This window comes from Flavobacterium sp. CAN_S2 (assembly GCF_015752255.1).
Classification (GTDB): Bacteria; Bacteroidota; Bacteroidia; order Flavobacteriales; family Flavobacteriaceae; genus Flavobacterium.
This window is the reverse complement of record NZ_JADOVA010000001.1, coordinates 1554681-1572694: the sequence shown is the minus strand read 5'-3', so window position 1 is coordinate 1572694 and position 18014 is coordinate 1554681. Positions and strand designations below refer to the sequence as shown.

The 18014-nt window shown below is 35.0% G+C and carries 19 protein-coding genes and 2 tRNA genes; 6 read left to right on the top strand and 15 right to left on the bottom strand.

Annotated elements, in window-relative coordinates; translation table 11 throughout:
* Window positions 1–324: 324 nt before the first annotated feature.
* Together IWX80_RS07060 and IWX80_RS07055 are read right to left on the bottom strand one after the other, a co-directional pair.
* On the bottom strand, window positions 325–1011 hold the full coding sequence (locus IWX80_RS07060; protein ID WP_196852773.1) for an Abi family protein: 687 nt from the start codon (window positions 1009–1011) through the stop codon (window positions 325–327).
* Window positions 1012–1509: 498 nt separating this feature from the next.
* The gene (locus IWX80_RS07055; RefSeq protein WP_196852772.1) at window positions 1510–2880 is read right to left on the bottom strand and encodes a saccharopine dehydrogenase family protein; all 1371 of its coding nucleotides are present in this window, start codon (window positions 2878–2880) and stop codon (window positions 1510–1512) included.
* 180 nt (window positions 2881–3060) lie between these two features.
* On the opposite strand from IWX80_RS07055, the gene IWX80_RS07050 reads away from it, so the two are divergent.
* The 3 genes from IWX80_RS07050 (at window position 3061) to IWX80_RS07040 (ending at window position 6396) form a co-directional block, all read left to right on the top strand.
* Window positions 3061–3462, top strand: a complete 402-nt coding sequence (locus IWX80_RS07050; RefSeq protein WP_196852771.1) for a DUF423 domain-containing protein — start codon at window positions 3061–3063, stop codon at window positions 3460–3462.
* Between the two features lie 65 nt (window positions 3463–3527).
* The gene (gene pckA, locus IWX80_RS07045) at window positions 3528–5129 is read left to right on the top strand and encodes a phosphoenolpyruvate carboxykinase (ATP) (RefSeq protein WP_196852770.1); all 1602 of its coding nucleotides are present in this window, start codon (window positions 3528–3530) and stop codon (window positions 5127–5129) included.
* A gap of 166 nt (window positions 5130–5295) precedes the next feature.
* Window positions 5296–6396, top strand: a complete 1101-nt coding sequence (locus tag IWX80_RS07040; RefSeq protein ID WP_196852769.1) for a DUF4407 domain-containing protein — start codon at window positions 5296–5298, stop codon at window positions 6394–6396.
* Between the two features lie 84 nt (window positions 6397–6480).
* On the opposite strand, the gene IWX80_RS07035 is transcribed toward IWX80_RS07040, so the two are convergent.
* From IWX80_RS07035 to ruvC, 5 genes are all read right to left on the bottom strand, one after another.
* Complete coding sequence (locus IWX80_RS07035; RefSeq protein WP_196852768.1) at window positions 6481–7191, bottom strand: PH domain-containing protein; 711 nt, start codon at window positions 7189–7191, stop codon at window positions 6481–6483.
* A gap of 68 nt (window positions 7192–7259) precedes the next feature.
* Window positions 7260–7631 carry an MmcQ/YjbR family DNA-binding protein gene (locus tag IWX80_RS07030; RefSeq protein WP_196852767.1) on the bottom strand — a complete coding sequence of 124 codons (372 nt, stop codon included), beginning with the start codon at window positions 7629–7631 and terminating at the stop codon, window positions 7260–7262.
* A gap of 8 nt (window positions 7632–7639) precedes the next feature.
* Complete coding sequence (locus IWX80_RS07025; protein ID WP_196852766.1) at window positions 7640–8425, bottom strand: cyclase family protein; 786 nt, start codon at window positions 8423–8425, stop codon at window positions 7640–7642.
* 92 nt (window positions 8426–8517) lie between these two features.
* Entirely contained in the window at window positions 8518–9651 is a 1134-nt protein-coding gene (gene hemW, locus IWX80_RS07020; protein WP_196852765.1) for a radical SAM family heme chaperone HemW, read from the bottom strand.
* Between the two features lie 64 nt (window positions 9652–9715).
* The gene (gene ruvC / locus IWX80_RS07015; RefSeq protein ID WP_196852764.1) at window positions 9716–10270 is read right to left on the bottom strand and encodes a crossover junction endodeoxyribonuclease RuvC; all 555 of its coding nucleotides are present in this window, start codon (window positions 10268–10270) and stop codon (window positions 9716–9718) included.
* A 97-nt stretch (window positions 10271–10367) separates the two neighbouring features.
* On the opposite strand from ruvC, the gene IWX80_RS07010 reads away from it, so the two are divergent.
* Together IWX80_RS07010 and IWX80_RS07005 are read left to right on the top strand one after the other, a co-directional pair.
* The gene (locus tag IWX80_RS07010; RefSeq protein WP_196852763.1) at window positions 10368–11312 is read left to right on the top strand and encodes a lysylphosphatidylglycerol synthase domain-containing protein; all 945 of its coding nucleotides are present in this window, start codon (window positions 10368–10370) and stop codon (window positions 11310–11312) included.
* Entirely contained in the window at window positions 11309–12406 is a 1098-nt protein-coding gene (locus IWX80_RS07005; protein WP_196852762.1) for a glycosyltransferase family 2 protein, read from the top strand. Before IWX80_RS07010 ends, IWX80_RS07005 begins: the two co-directional genes overlap by 4 nt.
* Before the next feature lie 196 nt (window positions 12407–12602).
* On the opposite strand, the gene IWX80_RS07000 is transcribed toward IWX80_RS07005, so the two are convergent.
* A complete protein-coding gene (locus IWX80_RS07000) occupies window positions 12603–13079 on the bottom strand; it encodes a hypothetical protein (RefSeq protein WP_196852761.1) in 477 nt (158 codons plus the stop codon).
* A gap of 42 nt (window positions 13080–13121) precedes the next feature.
* The gene (locus IWX80_RS06995) at window positions 13122–13511 is read right to left on the bottom strand and encodes a hypothetical protein (protein WP_196852760.1); all 390 of its coding nucleotides are present in this window, start codon (window positions 13509–13511) and stop codon (window positions 13122–13124) included.
* A gap of 51 nt (window positions 13512–13562) precedes the next feature.
* Here IWX80_RS06995 and IWX80_RS06990 point away from each other — a divergent pair, with 51 nt between their 5' ends.
* A complete protein-coding gene (locus tag IWX80_RS06990; protein ID WP_196852759.1) occupies window positions 13563–14063 on the top strand; it encodes a DUF456 domain-containing protein in 501 nt (166 codons plus the stop codon).
* Between the two features lie 129 nt (window positions 14064–14192).
* Here the strand turns inward: IWX80_RS06990 and IWX80_RS06985 are convergent, their stop codons facing one another.
* From IWX80_RS06985 to IWX80_RS06960, 6 genes are all read right to left on the bottom strand, one after another.
* Complete coding sequence (locus IWX80_RS06985) at window positions 14193–14441, bottom strand: GIY-YIG nuclease family protein (protein WP_196852758.1); 249 nt, start codon at window positions 14439–14441, stop codon at window positions 14193–14195.
* A 66-nt stretch (window positions 14442–14507) separates the two neighbouring features.
* Window positions 14508–14584 (bottom strand) — tRNA-Asp (locus IWX80_RS06980).
* 511 nt (window positions 14585–15095) lie between these two features.
* Window positions 15096–15169 (bottom strand) — tRNA-Asp (locus tag IWX80_RS06975).
* 86 nt (window positions 15170–15255) lie between these two features.
* Window positions 15256–16194, bottom strand: coding sequence for a DUF58 domain-containing protein (locus IWX80_RS06970; RefSeq protein WP_196852757.1), 939 nt, complete (start codon window positions 16192–16194; stop codon window positions 15256–15258).
* A gap of 167 nt (window positions 16195–16361) precedes the next feature.
* Window positions 16362–16679 carry a thioredoxin gene (trxA, locus tag IWX80_RS06965; protein WP_024980008.1) on the bottom strand — a complete coding sequence of 106 codons (318 nt, stop codon included), beginning with the start codon at window positions 16677–16679 and terminating at the stop codon, window positions 16362–16364.
* Between the two features lie 331 nt (window positions 16680–17010).
* Complete coding sequence (locus IWX80_RS06960; protein ID WP_196852756.1) at window positions 17011–17922, bottom strand: outer membrane beta-barrel protein; 912 nt, start codon at window positions 17920–17922, stop codon at window positions 17011–17013.
* Window positions 17923–18014: the final 92 nt, after the last annotated feature.

Below are 18014 nucleotides of genomic sequence, written 5' to 3'. Positions count from 1 at the left end.
AGCGAAAATCCTTTATGTTTTTTCTTTAAAAACATAAAGATTGCAGCGAACAGCCCGACCCGAAGTTGCGAGGAGGAACGACGAAGCAATTTGCAGGGTCACGCCGAGAAAATACTTCTCAAAAAAAGAGAACACTAAATCCACTCCATATTCTCTCTAAAATCTTTATGATAACTCCAGAGTATTAACACACGTACAATCAGTTCTCCAATAAACGGGACAGACTAGTCAACAGGAGTTTAACTAATGTTTTTTTTGAATAAGGTGATTGTAATTAATTGCCTGTGCTATGAATACAACGAATTTTAGCTGTCATGCGAAATATTATTGTTCAATCTGCCTCGCAATACTTATTTTATAATCGATTGCGTCAAAATACTCAACATAATCTATCAAATCTGCATCAATCCAATACAGGATTTCATATATTTCATTTTTGATATTTTCGGCATATGTAAAATCAATCACATTTCCATTAAAACAAATAGGTTCGTTATGATAAACTCTATTTCTAAATTCTCTTATTCTGTTTAGTTTCTGACTTATTGCACTTCTATTAATTTCGGCCGGTTTATTACTAAATGAATGTATTACAATTCCACCAATGAGTCGGTAATGGTGAGTATCAAATAAACTAGTCCAAAAGCCGAAAGATTGTTCAGCAACAACTTTTCCAGCTGTTACCAACCCGCCTTTTCGCCTTATGGTTCTTTCAGCATTTAATATTGAATTTTTAAGAAAAAATCTAGAGGCTTGCAATGATTGGTCGTTCATAAAACCATTTTTCTCTGTAATAATCCAGTTTGGATTTGTGAAATGTGCAGATACATGATAATTGAATATGTTTCTCAGGAATATTTCAAATAAATTTAATACTGGATAAAAAGATTGTGCAACTCTTAAATTTGCTCTATATAATTTTTGTGCTTTAGTTTTTGAATCACCAGAAGCTAATAAAAATCTGTTTAATCTAGGTTGAGAAAGATAGTATTCAAGCTTATTATATTCCATTAATTTTTTCCTAAAAAGATTGATTTTACAAATACATGCCTTATCTTTGTACCGTAATGCTTAATCAAGCCTCTTTTCTCAAAAAGAAAACGTAATTAAGTGAAAGATTTTACTTAAAGCTCTTTGGTTCTTCCGAGGAGCTTTTTTTATTATTATGCAATTACTAAACAACCAAATAAACCTTCATACATGCCTAAATCTTTGTAGATAAACGGACGTTTGTTTTGCTTTGCATTTATCAAATATAATCAATTTTTCTTACGAAGTTACATAAACTGCATTGCGTGAGGGATGGCAGCGAAAATCCTTTATGTTTTTTCTTTAAAAAGATAAAGATTGCAGCGAACAGCCCGACCCGAAGTTGCAAGGAGGAACGACGAAGCAATTTGCAGGGTCACGCCCATACTTCGGCTACGCTCAGCATAAATAAAGAATTTTAAAAAACAAATCCGCTTCAAGAGGAGCGGATTTATCAAACTAAAAATCTAAAAAAAACTACTAACTAAACTCTTTATCAGGATTGTATCCTAAATACGGCATGGATTGTTCCTTGAAAACAACACCGTATTCTTCTAATTCTTTCAAAATAGGCTCATAAACTTCCTTAAGAATGGGTAATTGTACTCCCGGAGTCGTGATTTTACCATTCAAGATTAATAAGGTCGACATTGCAACGGGTAAACCCACTGTTTTTGCCATGGCTGTATAGGTTTGATCGTCACCAATGCAAACCATTTTGGAATCTATTTGTTCTTTTTTGCCATTATATTCGTATCCAAATTTGTGATACATGACAATCATATCTTTATCATCTTGCTGAAGCGTCCAGCTATCGGTCAATATTTTTTCCAGAATTTGTGCCGGAGTGGCATTTTTCAAACCTACTTTCTTGTTTGGGTTGAACAAATCGAGTTCCAATAATTTGTCCCACATGATATCGTCTTGGTCAATTTTTAGAATCAAACGGGTCTTGATTTCTACAGAATCCGTGGGATGATATGGCAGGAAGGAATTCACAAATTCTCTGTAACTCATGTTCTCCGAATCCTCCATAACGTAACTGTCATCCGTCATTCCTAATTGCACAAACATATTCCACGCTTTAGAGAAACCCACTCTACGAATCGTTCCTCTGTATAACGTAAGCACATTATCTAAGCCATACACACTGCGGTATTTCAACGAATCGCGATTCGAATAACCTTCAAATCGACCATATCCTTCCACTTGCAAGAACTCTGTTCTGCGAAACAAATTACAATACGGAATGTATTTATAAGTCCCTTCCTGAATAAACTTAGCAGCGCCACCCTGACCCGCGAGAACTACATTGCGTGGTGCCCAGGTAAATTTATAATTCCAAAGATTCGTGTCGGATTCCGGAGCTACAAGTCCGCCACAAAAGGATTCGAATAAAATCATCTCACCGCCTTTTTCCTTAATCTCATCAATCACTTTCATGGCACTCATGTGGTCAATGCCTGGATCAAGTCCGATTTCATTCATGAAAATCAGATTATTTTCCTTTGCGGCAGCATCTAATTCCTGCATGGCATCACTCACGTAGGAAGCGGTAACTAAGTGTTTTTTGTAAATAATACAATCTTTGGCCACTTGAATATGCAAATGTGCCGGCAACATTGAGATGACAACATCAGCAATTTGTACGGCTTTTTTTCTTTGATCTTCATCAAAAATATCTAACGCAATTGCCGTTGCATTGGGGTGATTGTTTGTCTTTTTTTGGGCTAAAGCCAAAGACAAATCACCAATAACAAGATGCAAATTCTCTTTTTCAGATTTATTTAAAAGATACTGAATCAGAGATGAAGCTGATCTTCCTGCCCCAATGATTAAAATTGTTCTCATTTTTATATATTTATAACACAAACATACAAAAATGTTGTATTTATAACAACTCGACATTGTTTATTTTATAATTAATTAAAAAACCGTTTTCAGATATTCAGCTTTACTACATAAAACTATCGCTGCAAATCCTTTTAAATTCATTCGAGAAGAAATACTTTTGCAGTAAAGACAATCAAAATGAACAAAAAGATACTTTCAACAGCAACTATTTTAGGAATGATCGCTATAATTTTAGGAGCTTTTGGCGCACATGCCCTAAAAAAAGTACTCTCTGTGGAGCAATTAGTTACATTTGAAACTGGAGTACGCTATCAAATGTATCATGCACTATTTTTATTGTTCGTTGGACTGATGAATGACATCACTCCAAAAATCAAAAAAACAATCTACTTTTTGGTGCTTACAGGTGTAATTTTATTCTCCGGTTCGATATACTTATTGGCGACAAACGACCTCACATCTTTTGATTTTAAGACAATTGGATTTCTTACGCCCATCGGCGGGCTCCTATTAATACTGGGCTGGGGCGTTTTATTATTCTCTTTTATAAATAATAAATCACAAAATCCGAAGAAGTAAAGGCTAACTGAAATATAATTTCTACTTTTGCAGTCTATAAAAAGTAACTACACAATAATAAATTTATGGACAATAACACGCTTTTCTCGCAATCGATTTCGTTAAAAGAATTAGGAATTGAAAATGCCAAAATTCATTACCAGTTATCCCCTGAAGAATTACAAGATATAACTATAAAAACAGGTCAAGGAATTGAGACTTCTACTGGAGCATTAGCAGTGAATACAGGAGAGTATACGGGTCGATCGCCGCAAGACCGTTATATCGTAAAAGACAGTATTAGTGAAAATCAAGTTTGGTGGGGAAAAGTAAACATCCCATTTGAACCAGCAGCATTTGAAGCTTTATACAACAAGGTTACCGCTTATTTATCAGGCAAAGAAATTTACGTTAGAGATTCTTACGTATGCTCTGACCCAAATTATAGATTAAATGTTCGTGTAATCACGGAAACTCCTTGGGCAAATTTATTTTGCTACAACATGTTTTTGAGACCTGAAATGGAAGAATTAGCAAACTTCGACCCAGAATGGACTCTTTTATGCGTACCAAGTTTTATGGCAGATCCAGCGGTTGACGGAACGCGTCAAAGCAATTTTGCCATTCTTGACTTTACAAGAAAAGTTGTTTTGATAGGTGGAACTGGATATACCGGGGAAATGAAAAAAGGGATTTTCTCTGCTTTGAATTTTATTTTGCCAGTTTTCAAAAATACTTTACCAATGCACTGTAGTGCCAATGTTGGAAAAGATGGTGACACTGCTATTTTCTTCGGACTATCAGGAACCGGAAAAACTACTTTATCAGCTGATCCGGACCGAAAATTAATTGGTGACGATGAACATGGATGGACAAATGAAAATACGGTTTTCAACTTTGAAGGCGGTTGCTATGCAAAAGTGATCAATCTATCTGAAGAAAACGAACCAGACATTTTTAGAGCCATAAAAAAAGGAGCAATCCTTGAAAATGTAATCATCAATAAAGATACTAATGAAGTTGATTTTGAGGATATTTCCATCACTCAAAATACACGTGTAAGTTACCCTATTTATCACATCGACAACATTCAGCCGGGTTCTATTGGGAAAAACCCAAAAAACATATTTTTCTTAACGGCCGATTCATTCGGAATATTGCCTCCAATTTCTAAACTTACTCCAGGACAGGCTGCATACCATTTTATTTCTGGGTACACAGCAAAAGTTGCTGGAACTGAAGCAGGAATTACAGAACCTCAGCCTAATTTCTCCGCTTGTTTTGGTGCACCATTTATGCCATTACACCCAACAAAATATGCTGAAATGTTGAGTAAAAAAATGAAAGATGCCAATGTAAAAGTTTGGTTAATCAACACAGGTTGGACAGGAGGTCCTTACGGAATAGGAAGCCGAATGAAATTGAAATACACGCGTGCCATGATTACCGCCGCCTTAAACGGAGAACTGGATGATGTGGCTTACGAGAACCACCAAGTTTTTGGAATTGCAAAACCGCAAACCTGTCCAAATGTTCCTAGCGAAATATTGAATCCAAGAAATACTTGGGAAGATCCTGAACTATACGATAAGAAAGCGGTAGAATTAGCACAAAAATTTAAAGCTAACTTCGCCAAATTTGAAGAATTTGCCAATGCCGAGATTATGGCAGGAGCACCATTAGCTTAAGTTAATATTAATTCAAAAAAGAAAGAGAGCTGTTCCTTGTGAGCAGCTCTCTTTTATTTGGTACAAACCGTAACAAAATGCCTTAAATAAATACATATCAATTATTTATACCAAGATTCATTTTTTGGCGTTAAATTTGTAATCATCAATCAAAAAATCATCAATCATGTTAAAACAATTTTTCATCCTTTGTTCCGGAGCTGATAAAGACTTACTTGAGGGCTGTTCCGAAGGCGAACAAACCAAATATGTAGGTATTGGCGCCACCGTTTTCTTTACCGCTGTCATGGCTTTCCTTGCCAGTTCGTACGCACTTTTTACTGTCTTTGACAGTATATATCCAGCAATCGCATTTGGTATCGTTTGGAGTTTACTTATTTTTAATCTCGATCGTTTTATTGTTTCTACCATTCGAAAAAGAGACAAAATAGGAAGTGAATTTCTACAGGCAACTCCCCGAATTATTTTGGCGGTAATTATTGCGATAGTAATTTCTAAGCCATTAGAAATTAAAATCTTTGAAAAAGAAATCAATACCGTTTTGTTGAAAGAGAAAAATGCGATGGCTTTGAATAATAAAAAAGAAGTAGCGAATTATTTCAAATCGGATTTGGATAAAAACAAAGCAGAAATCGATAAATTAAAAAGCGAAATCACAAACAAAGAGAAAGAAGTAAATACGCTGTATGAAACCTACATCACTGAAGCCGAAGGAACTGCTGGAACCAAAAAATTAGGCAAAGGTCCCGTTTTTAAAGAAAAAATTGCCAAACATGATTTGGCTAAACAAGAACTGGACACTTTACAAAAAACCAACTTGGCTAAAATTGCTGAAATGGAGAAAAACACTAAAACCCTCCAAACCGATTTAGACAAGAAAGTTAGCGAAACACAACCTATTATTGATGGATTTGATGGTTTAATGGCTCGAATAAATGCCTTGGACAAATTACCGTGGCTGCCTTCTTTTTTTATAATGTTGCTGTTTTTAGCCATTGAAACTTCTCCTATTATTGCCAAACTTCTGTCTCCAAAAGGGGAATACGATTATAAACTGGAAGATCTGGAAACAGCTTTGAAAGCAACAATCGAACAAGACAAATACCAACGCACTTTATTGGTAAAGACTAGCGCAACTATGCACGATAAAGTCTACGGAGATATAGCTGACGATAAAAAACTGTATGATTTACAACGAAAAAACGCTACCGATTTGCTCGAATTACAATCCAATAATTTTGTAGAAAAGCAGAAAAGAACGCTTTAGTCTATCTATTATAAAATCGAAAGTCATAAAGTCAAAAGGCAGTAAAATATCTTTTGACTTTATGACTTTCAACTTTAAGACTAATTACATATGACTCAAAATTTCTTTTTTGAAAGCATCGTATTCGCCTTGCAAGATCAATCCGTTGTCTAATAATTTTTTATAATTCTGTAATTTTTCAAAAAGTTCGTCTTGTGATAAATCACTCAACGATTTGTCTTTTGGACTTGATGGAACGTCTTCGAATACTTGATTTTCAGCAATAAAATTGGGTTGTGAAACTGGCATTATTTCAGCAAAACTGGTCACTTCTTCCGTTTCCATTTCTTCAACAATCTCCACTTCTTCTATTGGAGAAACTGGAACTTCATCCATCATGGTTGCGTTTAATACAGACCCGACTTTTAATATATCCAATTGTTCTTTGGCATACGTAAAAATCTTTCGCGCTTGAATTTTAGGAATATAATCAATGGAAACCTCCATATTAGTTCTCGTAGTAAATGAAAACTCAGAACCCAAAATATTTTCTTTCACAAACGTACCTTCTATCTCGTCCCACGTGTAATCAATAAAATTCATGGATAGTCCCAGATTTTTAGGCTGACAGATGATAATTCTCTTATTCGTCATTACAATGCTATCCGGCAAAACGGTAATCGCTGGTTTTTTTTGAACAGCAATATATCCTATCTCTTCATTTTTCATCAATAAATCACTCAATTTTGAAGCGATTTTTTCAATAGCTTTTGGGTCTTGTTCTTCGTTCAAAAACTTCTTAAATTGTTCTTTCATATGATATGCTGAATTTATTTCAGTATGTGTTTGTAATTTTAATCCTTATTTATTCGCAAAAGTAATGCCTAATTATCTAATTCTTGAATTTCGTTTTGCAATTTCTTTGTTAAACTTTTGAAAACCAATTCATAGGAATGATCAATCAACTCTTTAACAAGCGCATCCGAAACTGATTCATTTACAGCAATTGTATTCCAATGGGTTTTACTCATGTGAAAACCGGGTTGAATGTCATCATATTCAGTACGTAATTCCTGAGCTCGCTCAGGATCACATTTCAAATTGACTGATGGTTGTCCTTTTTCCCATTGACTTAAAGACGACAATGCAAACATTTTTCCGCCTACTTTAAAAACTAAAGTATCTTCATCAAAAGGAAAATGTTCCGTCACTCCTTTTTTAGACAAGCAATATTCGTAGTACGTTTCTAAATTCATTTTTTTAATTATTTTGATTCCTCATTTAAAACAGCATACAAAACAGGCTTGCTTGGACTCGCGTCATTCTCAAAGGATGCGATTTGCAAATTCAACAAATAAGTGCCGTCTTTCACTTCATCTGGAACAAAAATCATCTCTGTAATCGTACAGTCCAATCGTGCATCAGCATTCAAATTATTGACATCTTTGACATTCCAAAAGGCTTTGTGCGCCAATAATTTTCCATCGTCTTTTTCTTTATCGACACTTGGCAAATCAATCAATAAATGCTTAATACCGCTTTCGCGAATGAAACGCGCAGCATCTTCAGAAAGATATGGCGGATTGGTATTCGAATATTTTAAAGATTTTTTTATTTTAAAATTAGGTAGCGTTCTAATGATTAGAGCTTCTTTTGGAACACCTAACTTCAATGTCACATCGAGAGCAGTCGAGATGTTTTCTAACGTTATTACCAAATCTTCTCCTTGCAGTTCCGGCACAACCGAAATCAATTCAGCCAGAAAGAAAAACTGTTTCAACGACTGATTAATGCTGTAAAATTCCCGTGTAATATGCCCCAGACATTCCGTATGCGTTCCATGCCCGTGTGGATTGAAGTAAATGTTATTGAAGTTTGTCGAGGATTTTCCTTCAGAAACTTTCCCTATCCAATCCCCAAAAACTACAGGTTCAATTACTGGTTTATCGATATACCAAGCAATTGGATTCTCGTCTGTATTTGTCAACGGAATCGAAATATCAATGGGTTTTGATAGGTCGACTTTAAAGTTATCAATTGTTGCAATCATAATTATTTAACCACAAAGGGCACTAAGATTATCACCAAGATCACAAAGCATAGTGGGCTTTGCGCCTTCTTTGTGTTCTTAGTGGTTATATGTTATTCCAAATTTAAGTAAAACAAATCACTTGCAATTCCATCCGTCAAAAACTTTCCTTTTGGAGTCGGTTTTAGAATATTATTTTCGATAAAAACTAAATCATCATCAAGGAATTTCTGAGCCTGTTTGTTCAAATATTCCAAATAAATGATTCCAAATTCGGTTTCAATTCTATCCAAAGAAACACCCCAAATCGTTCGCAAACCAGTCATAACATATTCGTTGTAACGGTCCGAAATCGAAAGTATTTCTATTTCGTTAGGCAGTTTATTTTCTTGAATCGATTTTAAATAAATAGCATTATTCGACACATTCCAACTTCGGGAAATGCCATCATAACTGTGCGCCGAAGGACCGATCCCAATGTATTTTTTCCCAAGCCAATACGCCGAATTGTTCTTAGAAAAATAATTGGCCTTTCCAAAATTCGATAATTCATAATGAATAAAATCATTGGTTTCAAGCGTTTCGACTAAAATAGCAAAATGCTCTTGCGCGACTTCATCTTTGGGCGCGGCAATTTTTCCCGTTTGAATCAGTTTATTCAAAGCCGTTTTTGGTTCTACCGTTAAAGCATAACTCGAAATATGCGGAATACCAAATGACAAAGCTGTTTCAATATTTTGTTTCCATTTTTCGTTACTCATTCTCGGAATTCCATAAATCAAATCGAGAGAAATATTGTCAAAATATTTAGTAGCTTCTTCCAAACATTTTTTGGCTTCCGCCGAATTATGAGCGCGGTTCATCAATTGTAAATCTTCTTCAAAGAAAGACTGAATCCCAATGCTTAATCGGTTGATTTTGCTTTTAGACAATTCGATTATTCGTTCGCTTGACAAATCATCAGGATTGGCTTCCAGTGTGATTTCGGGATTTTCAATCACTGAATAATGGCTATAAACTGCAGCAATCAAAAAATTAATTTCTTCGGAAGTTAAAACACTTGGTGTTCCTCCGCCAAAATAAATGGTTTCGACATCTTCATTCTCAAACTCACTTTTACGCATTTGAATTTCTTTGGCAATAGCCAAAACCATTTCTTCTTTCTTCTTCATCGAAGTCGAAAAATGGAAGTCGCAGTAATGACACGCCTGCTTGCAAAAAGGGATATGAATATAGATTCCTGACATAATTAGTGGTCAGTAATCGATGATTAGCGGTCAGTTCTGCAAACTGAATACTGATTACTGATTACTATTTTTTAACTCGTTCTTCGTTTTGTTTTACAAAAGCATCCCAACCGGTATAACTTTTGGCGCCAACCACTTTCCCAGAATTGAAAAAATGACAAACCGCAGCAGCCAATCCATCTGTACTGTCAAGATTTTTAGGCAATTCCTTCAGTCCTAAAAGTTGTTGAAGCATTTTGGCAACTTGCTCTTTACTGGCGTTTCCGTTTCCGGTAATCGCCATTTTGATTTTCTTGGGTTCGTATTCGGTAATTGGAATATCTCTCGAAAGTCCCGCCGCCATGGCAACGCCTTGTGCGCGTCCCAACTTCAGCATCGATTGCACGTTTTTACCAAAAAAAGGCGCTTCAATTGCGATTTCATCTGGATTATGCGTATCAATTAACTCAATCGTACGTTCGAAAATGATTTTTAGTTTTTGATAATGATTGTCGTATTTGGACAATTGCAGTTCATTCAATTGCAAAAATTCCATTTTTTTATTGACAATTTTTATCAATCCAAAACCCATAATCGTTGTTCCGGGGTCAATTCCTAATATGATGCGTTCGTTTGACAATTCTTTTGTTTAAAGTTTAAGGTTTAAAAGTTTTATTTGTTATTTTACTGAATAAATTTATCAACTAACAATTCCCCCTTCGGGGGCTAGGGGGCTAATGATTACAATTCCACACAAAACTAAGCAATTCCTCGTACTTCTAATCAAACTTTTGATTGTGGGCGGTGCGTTTTATTTTATTTACAATCAACTGGCCAATAACGACAAACTGGATTGGCAGAAATTCATTGTTTTATTCCAAAAAAATCAATCTATTGGCGGAATCGCCTTTATTTTGTTATTGAGCGTTCTGAATCGGTTTTTTGAAATCTTGAAATGGCAAAACTTAGTAAAATTTATCCATAAAATCTCTTTAGGAGAAGCAATCAAACAAGTTCTTGGTGCATTAACCGCAGGACTTTTCACTCCTAATGGAGTTGGAGAATATGCCGGGAAAGCATTGTTTTTTGATAAATCAAACACTAAAAAAGTCATTTTCTTGAATCTGATTTGCAACGGAATCCAAATGATATTGACTGTTATTTTTGGAATTTTTGGGTTGTTGTATTTTAATGCGCAGTACAATGTGATTACCACAAAAACGGTAGTGCTGCTTTTTGGAATGCTCCTACTGCTTTTCATTGTTTTATTTTCGGTCAAAAAAATCACAATCAAAGGCTATTCTATCGAAAAACTAATTTATAAGATTAACGAAATCCCAAAACATATTCATCAAAAAAATATCTTTTTAGGCATTTGCCGGTATCTGGTTTTCTCGCACCAATATTACTTTTTATTTCTGGCTTTTGATGTCGATTTGCCTTATTTTATGTTGATTGCCACCATTTCGTCTGTTTACTTTTTAGCATCCTCCTTGCCTACTTTTCAGTTTTTAGACTTTGCCGTAAAAGGAAGTGTCGCCGTTTATTTCTTTGGGATTTTAGGCGTTAACGAATGGATTGTAATTTTCATTTCGACTTTAATGTGGTTTTTGAATGTGGTTTTACCCGTGATAATTGGCAGTTATTATGTGTTGAATTTCAAAACTAAAAATTCGATATGACTTTTGTTTTGTACATCATAATCCTCATTTATTTTTTGGCGATAATTGTACTGATTTATGGTTTTACCAAAGTGAATACAATTGAATATACCGGCTTAACGCCAAAAACAAAATTCTCCATTATTGTTCCTTTCCGGAATGAAGCCGAAAATCTGCCCATTCTAATAGAGAGTTTATCAAAGTTGAATTATCCGATGGAATTGTTTGAAGTGATTTTGGTCGATGACGATTCTGAGGAAAAGTTCAAAATTCAAAGTTTAAAATTTAAAGTTTCGGTCATAAATAACATTCGGGTTACTAATTCGCCCAAGAAAGATGCGATTGTAACTGCGATGCAAATTGTAACTACGGATTGGATTATCACCACCGATGCCGATTGCACAGTAAACACAAACTGGTTATTGACCTTAGATAACTACATTCAGCTTCACAATGTTTCGATGATTGCCGGGGCTGTAACGTATGATTGCGGTAATTCGTTTTTGCATCATTTCCAGCAATTGGATTTGACTAGTTTACAAGGAGCGACTATAGGTAGTTTTGGTATTAAAAAAGGATTTATGTGTAATGGCGCCAATTTTGCGTATACCAAATCGTTTTTTAAAAAGCTTAACGGTTTCGAAGGAAATTACAAAATTGCCAGCGGCGATGATGTTTTTCTGTTGCAAAAAGCAATTGCAAAATCGCCTGAAAAAGTCCATTATCTAAAATCCCAAAATAATATTATTGTCACAAAACCATTGAGCGATTGGAAATCATTATTCTATCAGCGTGTCCGTTGGGCCTCAAAAACAAGTTCGTATCAAAGTAGTTTCGGAAAAGGATTGGGGCTGTTAGTTTTTACGGGAAATCTGAGTTGGCTCTTGGTTCTTGGCTCTTGGCTCTTAGGCTTAACTACTTTTCAGAACTTCTTTTTAATATGCATTTTAAAATTCCTTGTTGATACTATTTTGATTTATAAAACCAATCATTTTTTGAATAACAGTAAAATGCGCTATTTGATTTTGAGCAGTTTGTTGTATCCTTTTTTTAGTGTGAGCGTGGCTTTGTATTCTTTGTTTGGAAAATATGAATGGAAAGGCAGAAGATTTTAGATTGCAGATTTTTGATTAACGATTTTTGATTTAACGTAAGATTAAAAACTAAAACAGTCCGTTTTTAGTTTATAATTATTAGAGATATCAAAAGGCTTTATTGAAATCAAGAATCTTTATCCAAGCCAAAAAGCAGTCCGTATCGCAATCTGAAATCAAAAATCGTTAATCTTCATTCGAAAATCCTTTTGAAGAATTACTCCACTTTTAGAATAACCGGAAGAATAAATTGCGTTTTTACGGGAATACCGCGTTTGATGGCTGGATTTATTTTCGGAAAATCAACCAAACGAGCTTTCAGAATACTGTCAATTTTTATTGTATCATAAGCAACAGAATCTTTGGGGAATTGAGGCTCGAATTGCAGAGTTGCATTTGGAAAAACAGTTACCTTAACTTCAATAGTATCTAGTTCCGGATAGAGAATAGACAGTGTATCAACACTCAATTTTTCTTGAATAAGCATCGTTAAAACTTCGAAGAAACAGTGTTGGCGTTGCTTTTTATCATCTATTTTTTCACAATCCACTACCGATGGGTATTCGTCGACTTCTTTCCAGTTGATGGATTTTAGTTCCTTTTGCAACAATTCCTTTTCGGAAGGAATTTGCTTGTCAAAGTATTGACAGGAATTAAAAAATATAAATACTAAAAAGAGGTAATACTGCTTCAAGGTTTTGTTTTTGAATTGGACTAATATTCTATAAAAATACAATTATTTTTTTTGAGATGCTTTCGAAAGTAAATAATCTTCGTAGTTTTCAGCAAACCATTTCTTTTTACTTTCGGCAGCAATTTCTTTTTGATCCGGATACAAAGCTGCCAATCGATCTGAAAAAATAGCAATTTGAATCGTATATTTATAAAATTCCTCCTTTGTTAAAACTAAATTTGGTTCTGATTTTTTATCAAAAAATTCAAAAAAAAGTGCATCAAAATCTTTCAAAGAAAAATTCAATACTTTTACTCTGTTTTCATTGTAAATGGTCTCTTTTAAAAGCATATCATTATCGCTTACTATTTTCTCTTGAGCGTTTACCGACCAGAAAGAAAGCGTAAAGAAGAGCGTTGCTGAAAATAATTGTATCAATTTAATTCTGTTCATTAGCTAAATACATGTTGCTTTTGTGTTTTCAAAATTACTAAAAATAAATTTATGGATATATTACTTTTAATTCTAGGTTTCGCGTGCATTATCATAGGCTTAATTGGCAGTTTTTTACCGGTTTTACCTGGGCCAAGTGTGAGTTGGGTTGGGCTGGCATTACTTTATTTCACGAAGGCGGTTCCGGCTAACTATTGGGTTCTAGGGATTGCTTTATTTATTACAATTGTTATTTCCGTTTTGGATTATGTGATTCCGGCAAAGGGAACTAAGAGATTTGGTGGAAGCTTGTATGGAATTTGGGGAACAAACATCGGTTTGGTTATTGGAATTCTTGCTCCAATACCATTTGGTTTCCTTATAGGACCGTTTCTTGGCGCACTGATAGGTGAACTTATTTATGATTTTAAAGATCACAACAGGGCTTTGAAAGCGGCTGCAGGTTCGTTTGTAGGTTTTCTGGCTTCCAGCTTTATGAAATTTGTGGTTTGCGTGATGTATTTGGGATTGTTTGTGTGGATTGTCTGGCAATATAAATCCGAGTTTTTTTAATTTATAAACATACTGAAACAAAAAAAGCTTTTCTTAACGGAAAAGCTTTTTTTATTACTGGTCTCGTTTTTGGAATGAGAGGACTCTAACCCGTCTCGTCCCAAAAGACGAGATGACAGGGCATGTGTTCTATTCAACCTGAAAACTACTTACTAATCTTTCTATCGAAGCAACATTAAGCTTTTTTAATCGTAATTCCTCCTTTAATGCTTCTGTTTTTGTTTCAAATTCTTTGAAATACACCAAAATCCATGGACTTTTCCCAGACGTGTATCGGCTTAAATCATTATTGTGCTCAAAAATACGCTTATCAAGATCTTGTGTAAATCCTCTGTAAAATAATCCTTGATGATTTTTTATGATGTAAACAAAATACATATCGACTACTATTTGAATTTTACAAAAACAAAAAAGCTTTTCTTAACAGAAAAGCTTTTTTATTACTGGCGGTCTGGACGGGACTCGAACCCGCGACCCCATGCGTGACAGGCATGTATTCTAACCAACTGAACTACCAAACCTGTATTTTAATCTATAACATTCTAATTCTGAAAACCAGTTCTTGAATCGAACCCGTCTCGTCCCAAAAAACGAGATGACAGGCATGTATTCTAACCAACTGAACTACCAAACCAGTATTTTAATCTATAACATTCTAATCCTTAAATCCAGTTCTGAAATTGAACCCGTCTCGTTCCAAAAGACGAGATGAAAGGTATGTATTCTAACCAACTGAACTACCAAACCAGTATTTTAATCTATAATAACATTCTAATTCTTAAACCCAATTCTGGAATCGAACCCGTCTCGTCCCAAAAGACGAGATGAAAGGCATGCATTCTAACCAACTGAACTACCAAACCTTCTTTCTTTTTAAATCAAAAAAGCTATCCACAAAAGTGGAAAGCTTTTCATTGGTCTAACTACTAAACCCGCTACGAGTTACAAATTCGTAGCAAACAACACAACTAACGTTAAAAACCTTATGGGGCAAAAAAGCCTTTCTGTTACGAAAGGCTTTCCCCAATATTGCGGTCTGGACGGGACTCGAACCCGCGACCCCATGCGTGACAGGCATGTATTCTAACCAACTGAACTACCAAACCTCTGCGTTATTGCGGTGGCAAAGATACAATAGATTTCCGTTTACACAAGCGTTTTTTGAAAAAATAATTGATAAACTTTCACCTTATTATCCAAAGTTTTGTTTTTCAACCAAGTATGTCATTAAAATTTTTTCGAAACTTTCATCTACACTCACCGGAATATACTTAATTCTATTCTGGGAGCAGGTTAAGGCTAACTTCTTGAAGTAACTTTCCACCTGTTTTTCGTATTCTTCCTTTACATTATCAGCAAAAACAGCCACTTCTTCTCCGGTTTCTACATCAATAAACTTCCTTGGAGCATTATCAAAGTCAAAATTTAACTCTGTTTTTTTATCGACGACATGAAATAAGACTACTTTATGCTTGTTGTGTTTCAAATGTTGCAGCGCATTAAAGAGTGATTCTGGACCGGATGATTCTGGACCGGACTGAAACATATCCGTAAATAAGATGATCATCGAACGGCGGTGAATTTTCTCGGCTATTTGATGCAAGAATGTAATTGTGTCTGTCTTCTTTTCAAAAGGAGGCTTCACAAGCAAGCCTTCGAGTGTATTCAAAATCATTCGGTGATGTCGATCACTGCCTTTTTCGGGCGCGTAGTACTCGTATCTATCCGAAAACACACTTAGACCCACAGCATCGCGTTGTTTCTTCAAAAGATTCATTAAAACAGCCGAAGCCAATACTGAAAACCCAATCTTATTCTCAAAAAAGTTCTGATTGTCTTTTAGTTTTGGATAATGCATCGATGAGGAATTATCAATAATGATATGACACCGCAAATTCGTTTCTTCCTCAAAGCGCTTGGTAAACAAACGATCCGTTTTGGCAAACAGCTTCCAATCAATATGCTTGGTACTTTCACCAACATTATACACTTTATGTTCAGCAAATTCAGCTGAAAAGCCATGAAACGGACTTTTATGCATTCCGGAAATAAAACCTTCCACAACTTGATTAGCCAGCAGTTCCAGATGCTGAAAACTAGAAATTTTCTCTATTTGCGATTCAATCTTCATCTACCAAATATATTAAAAGATTGAACGATTTAAAAATTAAAAGATTACCGAAGCAAAACTTAATCAAGAAACTGAAATCAATTCAGCTTAAACAAAAAAAAGGCTTGACTTGCGTCAAACCTTTTCTCTGAATCCTTACAGATTCTATATAAATCATAATCTACCGATTACAACAAAGCGTCTAAACTGTCAGCGTAAGTTTGTTTCGGAGCAACTCCTACTTGTTTTCCTACTACTTCTCCATTATGAAAAACCAATACTGTTGGGATATTTCTAACTCCGTATTTAGCAGCAAATTCTTGGTTTGCATCAACATCAACTTTACCTACAACAACTTTACCTTCGTATTCGTTGCTCAATTCATCAATGATTGGACCTACCATTCTACAAGGTCCGCACCATGCTGCCCAAAAATCCACCATTACCGGTTTGTCTGATTTCAAAACTACTTCCTCAAAAGTAGCATCTGTTATTGCTAATGCCATAATTTTTTATTTAAAGTTTATCGTCCGAATATTTTATTGTTTCAAACTAGATTACAAATTTAGAAATTAAAAACAAATCAAACACTATTCCCAAATTAGTTTTGACTATTAATCCATTATCAATTCCTATCTCTACTGGTTGCAAAATTCCGATTTTGATTTTCAGAAGCTATTTCCTGCTGTACGCTGTATCTTTTCCGGCTTAAAAAAGCCTGAAAAGGATGCCGCTACCATCAGGGCTAAAAACATGTATTCCCAAAACCTATTTATTTTTTTTAAACAAAAAAAGGGATGCTTTCTCAAACATCCCTTCATTTATAAAAAAGCTATATTACAAGCTATATTTCAATCCTAAAGTCAAACCAAGACCACTGATTCCAACATACGAACTTAATTCATCCATTGGTTTAGTAGAATCCAATCCGTTTGGATTAGTCGCAGCATTATTTGAATTCACATCCAAACGGTCTACATAATTCGTATGAATTTGAGCTTGAGTTCGACCTGCCAAAGCATTCTGACCATTAGCAGTAAATTCAGTCGTTTCTTTTGATTTACCATGAACGGTAAAATTACGGTATTCAACTTCTGCAAATGCAGAAATATTTTTCCCTAACTTATAAGATGTTCCCAATGCAGCCATGAAACCAACCGTTGGATTTGGCTTCACCTTATCCACACTGTGAACAGCTAAAGTAGCCGGACTAGCAACTCCCGAAGGTGCAATTGCATCTGTAGTTATTTCTAAATCACCATGAACTGGCACAAGAACTCCAACTTTCGTGTAGGGTTCAAAACCATTTTGCTCACCTAAAAACAAAACTAAAGCAGGTGCTAAATCAAAAGCACTGATTTGTCCCACGGATTTAAAATTATAAATTGGACGCCCACCTGAAATAAAAATTTGGTCAGTAGTAGTTTGAGCCATAGTTTTATCAGCACTAGAGTAATAATTGATTCCCATTTCTACCCCTAAACGTGTATTGAATCTGTAACCAACAGTTGCTCCAGTTCTAAAACCTTCACCAAATGAACCCGTAACACTTTCTTCAGAAACTAATTTACCACCTACATACACTTTATCTAACGCTGCATTCCCACCTACAGTAGGAAACTCAGTGGCAGCCGTTTGAATAAAGTAAGATCCACCTAATTTAAAATACCAACTTTCTTTCTTTTCTGTTTGCCCTACCATTGTCATCGAGCAAATCGCAAATCCTAATAAAAATAACTGCTTTTTCATAATTTCGTTTATTATCATTTATGCGAAAATAAACCATTTGTACTGAAAATTTAATAACAAACACCCCCAATTATATGTTAAAAATGATTAAT